The organism is Paenibacillus terrae, assembly GCF_005217525.1.
In the GTDB taxonomy this organism is placed as follows: Bacteria; Bacillota; Bacilli; order Paenibacillales; family Paenibacillaceae; genus Paenibacillus; species Paenibacillus terrae_C.
The window spans coordinates 417,237-431,851 of the sequence record NZ_PNXQ01000016.1 but is presented as its reverse complement, the minus strand read 5'-3'; the positions used below and the strand labels follow the sequence as shown (position 1 = coordinate 431,851).

The following is a 14,615-nucleotide window of genomic DNA, read 5'->3' as shown; positions in this document are numbered from 1 at the left end:
CACGAATCAAAGAGGACACGGCGATGGCTCCGGCATTAATCAGCGGGTTAAACGGGATGCCCGGCTCGACCAGTTCCAGCTTCAGCATGGAATTGAAACGGTCTCCGGTAGGCTCCATACCGACCTTGGAGAAGACCACATCCTCTCCATTATCCATCAAGGCCAAAATAAGCGTGAATACCTTCGAAATGCTTTGCATCGTAAAGCTTATTTCGGTATCTCCTGCTACCACGGTCTCGCCGGTTTTGTTCATCACGACAACTCCCAGCGCGTCGGCCGGGGCTTTGGACAATTCGGGAATATACGCTGCCACCTTGCCATGAATATACTGATGACGGCTCTGTTCCACCCATTCCGGCAGTTTGGTCTGTAGTCTCTGCCACTCCGATGTCATTTCTTTTCCTCCAGTCGAGTAATCATCCTGTGGTATTGTTATTGTGGAGCAAGATATGATAGCTATACGCCTATTCTAAAGATATTTCTGGTCGAAAGACAAGATATTATTGATCACAGTGAAAGGAGGCAGTTGACTTGTCATCTAACAATGTACACCTACTGTTCTCTCAGTCTGCTGCTGGCTCGATGAAAGTAGGCCTTTCTGGAGCAGGATTGCGTTATGAGAGTGAAGTGCTGTCTTTTAATGATCTATTTTCCATAGGGCCGTTGTGGAAGCTGGAAACACCAGAAGGACAAGAGAACCGTCACAACTGGTTGGCTGAACGGATCGTGGATTATGAATTTTTCTATTACGCGAATTGGGAGCACCGCATTGAACAGATGACGGCTACTCTTACTGCAATTTCTGATGATAAGTCTATAACGATCTGGTGCGGCTCTAATGCTCACGAACAGATCGGATTACGTTTTGCATTATACCTTTTGCGGAACAGAACTGCTCCTATCGGGGTCGTAAACGTAACAGATTCCTTGGAACGGGAGCCGAGTGATCCTTTATACATGGAAAGTAAGTTTCCTCTATCCATGAACGTGGTGTATTCGAAAGAAATTGCACGCTTCATAACGCAAAATAAAGAGAAAATTCATGCTTTAAGTATGGAAGATCGACATCGACATGAACAAGATTGGCTGGAGCTTAGTGAACAGGCAAGTGTGCTGAGATTATGGGAAAATGACCATATCGATCATGTGCCAGAAGATTCCTTTGATCAGGCTTTGCTGGATTTGATCGGTCAACTGCAAGCAGAGGATAATCGGCAATTTGTACACGCGGGAAAAATAATAGATGAGGCTTTAACACAGTTGTCACAGCTGAGAAGCGATACTTTTTTGGAATACCGGGTTCAACAGTTGATCGCTCAGGGCAGACTCGAATTTCTGGAAATGCCTGAAATGTCGGGCATGCAATATCGCTATGCTGTGAAACTAAAGGCGTAAAACGAAGAGAAAAAGTGTACTATTCTGTCACCTGATGTCATTTCTTCATCTCCAGCTAAATCCCCATTTTAATATAAAGTTGTGATTATAGTTTAACCATAAACGACTTCTTTCGAAAAAGATGCTTGTAGAGCAAACCTTAAATCGTATGAATGTTAATGGGAGAAGGAGATGAGACGGAGCATGTTACATGGTACGTTAGCGGATTACCCGCGGGATACAACGATTCATCAGTTGTTTGAGGGGGAGGCCGAGCGCACACCAGAGCAAGTGGCAGTTGTATTGGAAGACAAGCATTTGACGTATGGTGATCTGAACAAACAGGCTAATCAGCTTGCCCGGGTTCTGCGGAACAAAGGTGTAAATAAAGGCGACCCCGTCGGGATTATGGCCGAATGCTCATTAGAAATGATCGTCGGTATTTTCGGGATTTTAAAAGCCGGGGGAGCCTATGTGCCGATTGATCCGGAATACCCCAAGGAACGTATACGCTATATGCTGAAAGATTCTGGCGCAAAGCTCCTGCTAACCCGGCTACCAATTGAGCAACAAGTGGAGCTCAACGTTCCTGTACTGGATTTGTCGGACAAGAGAAATAACAGGGAAGAAGCAGGGAATCTCACCTCCATTCATGACTCAGATGCACTAGCCTGCATTATGTATACGTCAGGCTCTACGGGCGAACCGAAGGGAAACTTGACGATGCACTACAATATTACACGTGTTGTCAAAGAAACAAATTACATCCGATTCGCGGCAAAAGATCGAATCTTGCAATTGGCCAGTTTTTCGTTCGATGGTTCTACATTTGGCATTTACGGGGCACTGCTCAACGGAGCCACCCTCGTTTTGACCCCACAAGCCCACATCATGAATGCACGAGAGCTATCGAGTGTACTGCACACACAACAGATTACAAAATGCTTCATTACAACAGCACTTTTTAATGCAATGGTGGATATTGATCCGGATTGCTTTGCCACACTTGATACCTTGCTATTCGGTGGTGAAAAGGTGTCGGTCAGCCATGTGCGCAAAGCATTTGCCCGTCTGGGCTCTGGCCGTTTAATTCATGTCTACGGACCGACCGAGAGTACAGTATTTGCAACGTTTTACCGGATTGATCATTTGGATGAGGCTGCAAATACCGTACCGATTGGTAAACCCATCAGCAATACGTCGGTTTACATCATGGATCATAACCAGCATCCTTTGCCACAAGGAGTTGCAGGTGAACTGTACATCGCTGGTGATGGATTAGTGAAAGGTTATTTGAACCGTCCAGAGCTGACAGAGGAAAGGTTTATTCCTTTTCCAGGGGTGCCGGGGGGCAGGTTGTACCGAACCGGAGATTGGGCAAAAGAGCAAGCGGACGGAAACATTGAATATATCGGCCGGATTGACGAGCAAGTGAAAATACGGGGCTACCGAATTGAGCCAGGGGAAATTGAGGCACAGCTAATAAAAATAAAGGATATACAAGAAGCGGTTGTTATCGTGCGTGAAGATGGGAACGGACAGAAGCAACTGGGAGCGTACTATAGGGCAAGCCAAAGGCTGCCGGCAGATGAAATTAAAAACACGCTTTTTGCAAAGCTGCCGAAATACATGATTCCCTCTTTTTTTGTTCAATTAGAGCAGATGCCACTGACACGGAATGGAAAGCTGGATCGCAAGGTACTGTTGTCCTTTGTAGACAATGGACATACCGTGGCAGCAAACATATCTCCTGAGGCAGGGCTGGAAGCCAGGCTGATGGAAATCTGGCAGGATGTATTAGGTATTCAGCAGTTCAGTGTTGTGGACAGCTTCTTCGACCTTGGTGGACATTCTATTCATGCGCTTACGTTAATGTCAAGGATGGAGGTGGCTGGATATCATACCACTTTGGCAGATATTTACCACTATAAGACGATCCGTGCGCTCGCTGCTTATCTTCAATCGGCTCAAGATAGTGAAAGAGCCTTGAAGCAGCAGGGCACCATAGAAACCAAGCAAGAGTTGATTTCCTGGCTGCACCAAGAAACAGATGGTGTGTATGAGCTGGTGAAGTATCAAGTGCGGGATTTTCTTCACGAAGTGAGAGATATTCGAGTACTTTACTTCAATTCTGAGGACAACGTTAATCCTGTCATGCGGATCATGAACGGGAAAGTCGCTAAAGAACTCCAGCCGCATTATATTGTACCATTGCATCAAAAAGTAAAAATGGATAATCAATACCAGGTCTTCGATGAAGAGGAGTTTGTCCAGCGTCTGGGCTTGAAAACCATGGACACGGATCAGGCAGCAAGGTTGCGCGAGCGACTGGAAGACGATTATTTAAAAAGAGATCAGTGGGTTAAAACGGGGCAAGTGGCACAAGAATATCCGCTAAGTGGAATTCAACAAATGCAAATTTCATTTCATACACCGCCGAGTATTGGCTTATTTAGGCTGGACGAGTATGTGAATTATGATTTTTTGAATCAGGCTTATGCTCAATTTGTACAAAGTCAAGGATTACTAAGAAGCATTCCTGTGCAAAGAGATGAATGGACGTATTGGAGGGAATACGTACTTCACGACGCCGATTTGCCAACACTCACCATCCTTGACGTAACGGACTGCAATCCATATGGCCCCTTTATGGAAATGATAAATGACTACATGACGAATACCCGATACACGGGAGAGCGTGCTTTGTTTCAGATGTTTGTGCTAAAACGAAATCTGCGTGAGCATGTTGTTATTACGCTTTATCATCATGCGATATGCGATCGGGTGACTTCGGAAGTAGCTGAACGACAGGTAATGGCTTGCTACAGGAGTCTGCTTCAAAACGAATCCCTTCCTACGGATGAAGTAAAACCCTATAAGGATTATGTAGAACAAATCCAAAGCGGACCCAGCGGAATCACCGAACAGGCATTGATATACGACTTTCATCTGGAAGCATTCCAGCAAAGCAAGCAGGACCTGTTACAAACTCCGAAGCTAAGAACGAGCACAGAAGCCTATCTGTTTAGCGTGAGCATCCCGGCTAAAAACCCATCCTTGGAGTTTGCGCTCTCTGTCTTTACAAGGGGCATGCAAATCTATTTAGGTATGAACCAGTTGCCATTGTTATTTTTATATGATGGAAGAAGGTACGATGAGGCGACGTATTATAACACGGTCGGTGAGTTTATTGATTTTGTGCCTATGCTGATGGACATGAAGCAGAAGCCGGATGAAATGCTGCTGACTGTCAGAAATAGGCTGGAATTATTAAAACACCACACGATTAATTTTATGAACCTGCTTACAGGACCTGCCTATAAAAACAGGTGGGAACGGACCAGAACACTTGTACAATTTGGGAAGCAGTATGAGCATCTAGATGTATTCATGTTTAACTATTTGGCCAATAGCGCAAAGGAAGGGTTGAAGTATAGCCAATTTTACGATGATACGGTCATAAAGCAACCGAATCCGCTGCCGATCTATTCGCTGTTCAACTGCATCGCTACCTCCTACACAGATGGTCTTATTTTTTCGATGCGGTGCAGTTACGAGATAGAGGTTGAGGAAGTTAGGGCTGCTTTTTATCAGGCCGCCGGTATAGCATCTCAGATAGGGGAGGTTCTATAAGTGATCCAACCTTACTTGCCTCTATTTTCCCATCACAAAGGGGAAGCCGGACAGCCTGAAGACAAAGTTCAAGTCCTTTACCATATTCGTTTGGAAACAAGACAGGTCAAACCGATCATGGAGTTTGTACAGCAGCATCAGTTGGGCATGCCTTCTTTTATCGCAGCCATATGGTCCGTGCTTTTATCCCATTACGCCAATCAATATACAGTACCTGTTTTATACTCCATGTTATCAGACAATGAGGGAACACCACGTCGTCAGGACTATCCGCTTTTTATCCATATTCAGAAGGAAGATCATCTTCTCTCCTTGATGAAAAAAATAAAGGGAAAATGGGATAGAGATAGCAGCAGTAAGTGGAGTGAGGATTTTTCGCAGCACATGAAAGTGGATTACCTATCTGAAAAAGATGAGGATTTTTTTAATGTGGGCATCGTAGAGACTTGTGGTGAACTCTCGCATTCAAGTTTGAGCACAAAAGCACTAGCTTCTCTAAGCGGTATAAATCAGCCTGAGATTGCGCTCTGCTACCGTTATGGTTCGGAAAGATTAGAGTGCGCAATACAGTATGATAGCAGGTATTTTGGTAAAAAGCAGATCGCTAATCTCGCAGGCCACTTTCAGATACTACTGGCCAATGCACTCCATCTTCCGGAGAAAGCGGTACTCCTTCACCCCATACTGACAACGAAAGAATACGAGCAGATACAACAATGGAATGATACGGAACAAGCCTATCCTTTGGATAAAACCGTGGTTCAACTGATTGAAGAGCAGGCTGCCAGAACTCCCGATGCAATCGCATTGGAGTTTGAAGGGCAGAAGCTGACCTATTCGCAGTTAAATCAGCGGGCTAATCAAATCGGCCGCGTGATTTTAGAATCGGTTTCCACAGGAGAGGAGGGCGTTTTACAACCCGGCACGCTGATTGCCATCTTTATGGACAGAAGCGCAGATGTAATCCCGGCAATACTAGGAGTTATGAAGGCAGGGGCCGCTTATCTTCCGGTCGATCCCCAATACCCTGGAGAACGGGTTCGATTTATTTTAGAAGATGCGCAGGCCAAAATGATTATCACGCACAGCCATCTGGTAAACAAGCTAAATCCATCTATGAATCAAATGAGAATGAAAGCGCATTCGGTTATCTGTGTAGATGAATGCTTAGTGCAGCAGTACGATCATCCCGACGAGAATTTGAATATTCAGGTTAAACAGAACGACCTGGCCTATGTCATTTACACATCCGGCTCCACTGGAAATCCGAAGGGGACGCTTATTGAGCACGCCGGACTGGTTGCGTTAACTCCTTACCTTATTGAAAAGTTTCGTATTACCCCTGTCTCCAGAGTTATGCAATTCGCTTCCATCAGTTTCGACGCTTCGGTCTACGAATGGATCGGAACATTAACAGTAGGCGGGACACTTGTTGTGCTGTCGAATGAGGAGCTGCCTCCTTATGCGGATATTTCAGATGTACTCGAAGAGAAAAATATCCATATTGCCATGCTGACGCCGTCTGTGCTGCGAACCATGAAACCAAGAGAACTGTCTGAACTGCACACAATCGTATCCGCTGGAGAACCCTGTACTCCTGATATTGTGAATTATTGGGGAAGAGGACGACTGTTTGTGAATGCTTACGGACCGACCGAAGTGACGATTTTATGTTCCACCGCGGTATGCAAGCCAGAGGCAGCAATCACGATTGGCAAACCCGCCTATAACAAACGATTGTTTGTATTCAATCCATTTGGTAATTCTGTGCCGGTCGGTGTTCCCGGTGAATTATGGGTGGGCGGCATAGGGCTTGCCAGAGGATACCTGAATCGTGAGGAGCTGACCCAGGAGCGTTTTGTTCACAAAGAGATGAGCATCGGAAATGAGTATCCACAGCGAGAGCGGTTATATCGAACCGGGGATGTCGTGAAATGGACGCCAGAGGGTGAACTGGTATTTATCGGCCGTAGTGATGAACAGATTAAAATCAGAGGCTACCGTATCGAACTGGGTGAAATAGAGCATCAGCTTCGCCAGCACCCTGACATCCGTCAATGTGTCGTTCGAGCCTGGAAGGACGAGTCCTTCCATAAACTAGTGGCTTACTATACTGCCTTAAAAAGGCTGACTGAGGCTGAATTGGCCCAGTATGCAGGCTCTATTTTACCTGCTTATATGGTTCCTGCTTATTTCTGTCAGTTGGATTCAATCCCCGTAAATACAAACGGGAAAGTTGATCGTCAAGCTCTTCCTGATCCGACCACATTATTTGTCCCTGCTGAGAATGCTGCGGAAGCAGGGGAGGGCAGTTTCGAAAAGCGACTGCTTTGCATTTGGCGACAAATTTTAAAAAGAGGAGATATCGGTGTAAACGATCATTTTTACGCGGCCGGGGGAGATTCAATCCTTGCCATTCAGGTCGTCTCTATGGCCAGAGATCACGGTATGATGCTGACTCCAAGACAAGTTGCAGAGCATCCAACTATCAAGGAATTAGCTGCTGTGGTTACTTGGACAGAACGTGAGAAGAAGGAAGATAGTATGGTTGATTTGACAGGCGAATTTGGTCTGACGCCGATCCAGCACTGGTTTTTCGAGCAGCAGTTCAAAGAACCGCATTATTTCAATCAATCCCAGTTGTTTCTACTCCGTGATTGTGATCCCGTAAAGCTGGAAACGGCCATCAGACAATTGATCCGACTCCATCCAGAGCTTTCAATGGAGATTGTAGCTGACAAGCATGGATATGCGCAGCGCTACCGAACAGATACCACCATTCAACTTGCCAGTCACACCATTCAGCACATTGCTGATCCCGAATCTGAAATTTCAAGCATATGTGATACATGGAACAGACAATTGAATTACGCGACAGGCCAGATGATTTATGCAGGCGTAATCCAGGGTCACCCTGACGGTCAAGTCCGCTTGTTTATGACGATTCATCATTTGGTTATTGATGGCGTGTCCTGGAGAATATTGGTTCAGGAATTGGATCAATTGTATCATGGCTCAGAGCTGCCTCCTGTTTTAAATCCATACAAAAGGTGGCACTATGCATGGATGGATTATTCCAAACACCAGAATACTCTAAGTCATATAGATTACTGGAAAAAAGTACATCTCCAAAATGCAGCATTTGTGCTGCCGGTAGACCATTGCGCGGATCATAAAATGAGCAGTGAATCTTCGGAATTGGTTACAATGCTTACTCCCAACGATACGCAGCTACTCTTGTACCATTGCTCACAGGCATATCATACCGAGATCAATGATCTGCTGCTTACGGCCTGGTCGCTGGCGCTCTCCGCTTGGTCTGGGCAGAAGACGATCGCGTTTCGGTTAGAGGGTCATGGACGTGAGCATTTTGTAGCCGATATGGATCTGACAAGAACCGTCGGCTGGTTTACCTCAATGTTTCCGGTGTGCATTCGGATCAAGGACAATTGCAGCTTGGGGGCGACGATTAAATCAGTCAAAGAACAGCTGCGTTCTATTCCTCATCGCGGCATGTCATACGGTGCTTTGAGATATTGTCATCCGAACGAAGAAGTCCGTTCCGAGCTAACAGCTTCCGAGCCACAGGCTCTATTCAATTATTTGGGTCAATTCGATCAGACAAATACGAGCGGGCTAGAGCAGTGGATAGGTTTTACACGTGAAGCAGCACAGGACCATAGCTCGCCGCTTAATCATGGAACAAGCCTGTTGGAACTTAACTGTTCCATCGTTCATGGACAACTGCATTTATTCATGAAATATAGCAAACGTCACTATGAAGAAACGACCATTACTCAGTTCATAAATACTTTCATATCACGTTTACTTTCTATCATTGAGCATTGCAGCCAGGTTAGTTATGAAGAGTTTACACCAAGTGATTTTCCATCAGTGTCACTGGAGCAGCATTCGCTGGATCAGATTGTAAAGACCTATTCTATGCAATATGGTCTGAATAAAATGATGTATTTAAGTCCTTTGCAGGAAGGGCTGTTGTTTCATTATTTAGAGTACCCTGCTTCCGATCAATACTTTGTGCAGGTTAATTGGAAATATCGTGGGAGGCTGGAGGTAAACCAGTATCGGGAAGCCTGGGACAGTGTCATTGCCGAAAATGATTGCTTGCGGACATGTTTCATTTGGGACACGCTGGATAAGCCCGTACAATGCATTATCCAAACAGCAGAATGGGACTGGACATTCCTGGATGTTGGAGCAGAGCAACCCAAGCGGCAGCAGGAATGTATTGAACAGTGGATGGAGATGGATCGCAATCGTCGTTTTGATCTGAGCCGGCCTGCGTACCGCATCACACTGATTCAGACTGCACCGGAAGAATGGACGATGCTCTGGAGCTATCACCATATTTTGCTGGACGGTTGGAGCCTGCCGCTGCTGCTAAACCGGGTTCATGAACTTTATGCCTGTAGATTGCAAAACAGAATGCCACAGCGCAGCTTGTCCCGCTCTTTTGAAGCGTATATTCATTGGCTGAATGATAAGGATCGCACAGAGGCCGAGTTATTCTGGAAGGCTTATTTGGCGGAAGTAACGGAGCCGACCCTGCTGCCAATCGAGAAGGGAAGTGCGATTCCCGATGTACATCAACCGATTAAGAACCAGCAGATCCAGACTCTTCACATGGATTCGAGTCTAACCAAACGTATTGCCACCTTTGTACAGCAAACACAGGTTTCGCTCAATACCTTGGTGCAGTTTGCATGGGGGAAAGTGCTACAGGTCTATCATGATGCAGATACAACCGTATTCGGCATGGTCGTTTCCGGGAGAGGATCGGATCTTGCAAAAGGGGATCGCATTACAGGTATGCTGATTAATACGTTGCCCTTGGTGATGCACTGGAATGTGGAGCAAACCATCACAGAATATGTTAAGCACCTGCACCAGACGATTCAGAAATTGAATGACTACTGCTATGTGAGCCTGAACGAACTGAAGAGGTGGAGTGCTATTCATGGTCATGCCATGTTTTACAGCATCGTGGCCTTCGAGAATTATATGAACGACTACCGTCAGCCTGAACATGGGTTGGAGATGTCAGCTATGGAGGAACGGGAGAAAACCAATTACCCGATGACTATCACCATTGCCAATGACGGGGAACAGATCACTGTCAAATTTATTTACGATGCGGATCGCTTGAAGCAAGCAACGGTTTGTCGCCTAGCTGAGCATCTGCTAAATACATTGCACTATGTGCTGGAACATCCGAGTCACTCCGTCGGAGACGTGTGTTTTATAAGCAAGGACGAATATGATCAAGTCGTCTACGACTGGAACGATACGTATACAGACTATCCCAGAAATCGTTCGATTGTTGACTTGTTTCAGGAGCAAGCGAGGCTGCGCCCTTCACAGCCGGCGGTAATTGCAAGCAACAAGATTATAACTTACCGCACCATGAACCAAATGTCCCGGCAGATTGCCCATTTGCTAGTAGATGATACCGACAGTCATGGGAAGTTGATCGGGGTTTATTTGCCGCGATCCATCGAGTTCATTGTCTCCATTCTGGCGATTATGAAAGCGGGATGTGCTTATGTGCCGATAGACCCCGATTTTCCGGCAGAAAGAACACGTGAATTGATCGAGGACGCCAAGCTGGACACCATCATCACCTCACATAAAGGAGCGGAAGGTATCTCGAAAGCCTGTAATGGAATCCATTTAAAACTGATTGATATAGAGCGTTTTGAACAGACTGGAGTTGTACCGCAAGAAGAGAAGGAGCCTATAATTGCTCCTAATGACCTTGCTTACCTACTGTATACATCCGGCTCAACGGGAAAACCGAAAGGCGTGATGGTAGAACATCGCAATGTCATCCGCTTGGTTAAAAACACCAGCTATATCCCGTTTTCCTCTGACATCAGGTTGCTTTATACAGGTTCGCCTGTTTTTGACGCTTCCACGTTTGAAATTTGGGGAACATTGCTAAATGGAGGTCGTCTGTTTGTAGTTTCAAAAGATGATCTTCTCAATATCCAACTGCTGGAGCATCGAATGAAGGAGTGGAAAATTAATACACTATGGCTAAGTTCCGCATTGTGCAATCAATGGATTGAAGAAAATGAAAAGATGTTTGCTGAACTTAAATGGTTGGTCGTGGGCGGGGAAGTTTTATCGACTAAGCATATAAACCGTATCCGGCTGGCCTATTCAGAGCTTTCGATTCTTAATGTATATGGCCCAACGGAGAACACCACGTTTTCAACGAGCTATCGGATCAAAGAGACTTTTGAGCAAGATATCCCCATTGGCAAGCCGATTAATAATTCAACTTGTTATATCCTGGACAAACAGGGTCGTATTCAGCCTATCGGGGCGGTCGGGGAACTATATGTAGGAGGAGACGGGGTTGCGAGGGGCTATTGGCTGCAAAACCAAATGACACAGTATGCTTTTATTCCGAATTCTTATACTTCTGCCAAAGATCGTGCAAGAGGAGGAAATCGGGTTCTTTATCGTACAGGAGATCGGGCGAAATGGCTACCGGACGGTAATATCGAATATATTGGACGGGTTGACGATCAGGTGAAGCTTCGCGGCTATCGAATCGAACCTGGCGAAGTCGAGTTCAGGCTTGGCCGCTATCCTGTCGTGAAAGAATGTCTGGTTGCTGCCCGCGAGCTTCACGGTGAATTACGGCTGATCGCTTACTATACAGCGGAAGAGGAGGAGCGGGAGGGAGAGCTTCATACGTTTATGGCTGAGGTGCTTCCGGCTTATATGCTACCCTTCCGTTACATTTGGCTGAAGTCGTTCCCATTAACAGCTAATGGGAAAATCGACCGTAAAAAGCTTCCTTTACCGGAAAGCCAGAACAGCCATAAAGAACCAAATTCCAGTCCAAAAACTGAATTGGAACAAATTATTGAAGAGATTTGGAGCGAGGTTCTGCAACTTGAGACTATCCGTAAGAATGAAGATTTTCACACGTTGGGAGGGCATTCGCTTCATGCGCTGCGTATAGCCAGCATGCTGCAAAAAAGCGGATATCCGGTTACAGTCAACCAAATATTTCGTGAACAGACCATCGAACGTTTGGCCCTTGCATTGAGCAAAGCCAGGACGGAAACTGTAACTGCCCTTTGTTCGGATAGGCATATCCCATATATTCAGACGATAAAAAAGGTGTACCCGAATGACGGATTTCCACTGTCTGCTGTACAAAAACGTTTTTTTCAAAGAGATCTGCTGAATCGCAACATGTTTAATGTACCTTACCTGGCTCTGCTCAAGAAATACATCCCCAGACAATTGCTGGACTCGTCGCTGGAGGCACTATGGAACAAACATGCGGCCCTACGCTTGTCATTTGCTCAGCTGGATCATAATGAATGGTATCAATATGAGCAGACCATGAGTGTGGAGCAGGTTGTTTCTTATGTAGATTTGCAAGCGGTCCCAGGCTCACATGACGCCTGCATTTCGGAATACTGCTCGAATGCTCAGCATGGATTTGACATCGGGGCTGGACCTTTATGGAAAGTCGTGCTGTTTGACCATTATCGCGGAGAGAGACGGCAGGTGGTATTACTCCTGTTTCATCATTTAATTTTTGACGGGATATCCATAAACATTTTTTTGGAAGACTTGAGGCATCTTCTCTTACTGGAAAAGGGGAGTGATTGGCTCCTGCATAGGGAGGAAGAAAGCAGCTATCGGGATTGGTGCATGGGGTTGACACAATATGCGGCAAAGGACCTTTCTCCTGACGCTTCAGCCTTCTGGGCCAAGGTTGTGGAAGGCGGCAAGTCTTTACAGGTTGACACGGAATCGGAGACACGACCTCTCCACCGTCATATGACAACCATAACACAAGATTTGCTTGAAGGAGAGGAACATATTCGCCTTTTAAAAGCGTTGGCTGTCAAGCAGCATACTACACCGCTGAGCTTGATACTTACGGCATTGTCGCAGGCTTGTTACCAATTGAAAAGGCAATCGGATTTGCTGCTCCATGTGATGTCTTATCAGCGTGAGTCCTTTTTGCCTGGGATTGTAATTGATCGTACGATCGGTTTTTTTGCCGGAGCTTATCCCATTCGAATTCAGATCCCGGAAGAGGGGTTATCTAAAAATGGGGAGGCTGTACTGGAGCATGTCAAGCGCACATTGCAGCATATTCCATCTGAAGGACTGGATTACTTTATTTTACAATATTTGATACAGGATATGGGTTCTCATACAGAGCCGCTAAAAGACGGAACACACATGCTTTTTCATTATCAATCCGAGGAAATGAACGGGCTGGCTGATGATTTGTACGAGCCTTTGGCCCTTCCTTACGGAAATACGAACGCAGCGGACAACCCCTCCGCTTACAAGCTAAATATGACGGCAAGCCTTAAACATGATCGGTTAAGTTTAACCTGTTATTCCAGTTCACTCCATTATGAAGACCGAACGATTACTGAATTTGTACGCTTAATATCCGGCTATCTGTGCCAAAGCATCGGTGTTCGTCCAAATACTATGATAGTGAAAGGAGGCTTCCTGCTATGAAAATATACGAATTTTGCCCTTTTTTTAATGAAAACCGGATTGCTGATATCAAAATAAAAGAAAACGCCCGCTGGATTGACGAGTTGCATGTGATCGAAGCCAACAAGACGTTCAGCTATTTGGAGAAGCCCCTCAACTTTAATGTGGATGTTCTTGGCCCCAAAGTCATTCATCATCCATTTCATGCCGATGAGCTGTTTCGCAAACCAGAGAAGGAATCATTGTATTTTAATGTGGATAGCTGCGGTGCGGATCATTTTGACCGCTGGTACTGGCGTCTGCTTAGCTACAACAGCGCGTTTCATAACGAAGCTTGCCAACGAAACCAAAGTGCCTCTATTTTGCGGGATAAGGTTGAGGACGATGATATAATCATTTTAGCTGATTTCGATGAGATCATTGATAGCCGAATGGCGGATCGTTTGGTTTCAGAAGTGAAGAGGCATGAGATTATTACGATAAAAATGCACTACTCTGTATTCTTTCTGAATCTTTTTTGCCAATCCAATCATGGCGCTCCTCATTGGAGCTATCGCGTATTTGCCATGACAGGCCGGTATTTTAAAAGTATGCCATTCTCATCTGACTATCTCAGGAAGAAGGGGATTGCTGAAGCACTGTACCAAGACATCTATTGTCTGGAAGAACCAGCAGGATTCCATCATTCGTGGCTTGAATATCAGAAAACCGCGCTTCCCAAGCTACAGGCATTTGCCGCCAATGTAGAGGATAAAAGTATATTGAATGCAGATTATATTGATCAATGTTTGCATGATAAAAAACTGTACTATATCGATACCGAGCTTTATGTTGATAACTCAAAATCGTTTTTGAGCAGTTTGCAGGAGCTTGAAATAAAAGATCTTTGGTATAAGTAAAGGTAGCCAGGTTTAGCTGGCAGAGAAGCCCGGTCGATACAAAACGAGGGCTTCTTTTTTCTTTTTTTAGACATAGGAATGGGGTGTCCTTTATCTGGATTGGAGACGTATATCATGAAGATGCTGTTGACGAATGACTTATATATTATTATATTGATATTAACATTTTGTTGTTATCATAAAAGTGAAATTAAAACG

General features: G+C 45.3%; 5 protein-coding genes. 4 read left to right on the top strand and 1 reads right to left on the bottom strand.

Annotation, left to right across the window (positions count from 1 at the left end; all coding sequences use genetic code 11):
- Positions 1-394: glutaminase (locus tag C1I60_RS25885; RefSeq protein ID WP_252361797.1), on the bottom strand; the 394-nt coding region annotated here is incomplete at its 3' end.
- 137 nt (positions 395-531) lie between these two features.
- On the opposite strand from C1I60_RS25885, the gene C1I60_RS19565 reads away from it, so the two are divergent.
- The 4 genes from C1I60_RS19565 to C1I60_RS19550 all read left to right on the top strand — a co-directional run bounded on the left by C1I60_RS19565 (position 532) and on the right by C1I60_RS19550 (position 14,417).
- A complete protein-coding gene (locus C1I60_RS19565; protein WP_252361796.1) occupies positions 532-1,395 on the top strand; it encodes a DUF1835 domain-containing protein in 864 nt (287 codons plus the stop codon).
- Positions 1,396-1,578: 183 nt separating this feature from the next.
- A complete protein-coding gene (locus C1I60_RS19560) occupies positions 1,579-5,007 on the top strand; it encodes a non-ribosomal peptide synthetase (RefSeq protein ID WP_137063216.1) in 3,429 nt (1,142 codons plus the stop codon).
- Positions 5,008-13,539, top strand: coding sequence for a non-ribosomal peptide synthetase (locus C1I60_RS19555; RefSeq protein WP_252361795.1), 8,532 nt, complete (start codon positions 5,008-5,010; stop codon positions 13,537-13,539).
- On the top strand, positions 13,536-14,417 hold the full coding sequence (locus C1I60_RS19550; RefSeq protein WP_137063215.1) for a glycosyltransferase family 17 protein: 882 nt from the start codon (positions 13,536-13,538) through the stop codon (positions 14,415-14,417). The genes C1I60_RS19555 and C1I60_RS19550 overlap by 4 nt, the downstream gene beginning before the upstream one ends.
- The last annotated feature ends 198 nt before the right edge of the window (positions 14,418-14,615 follow it).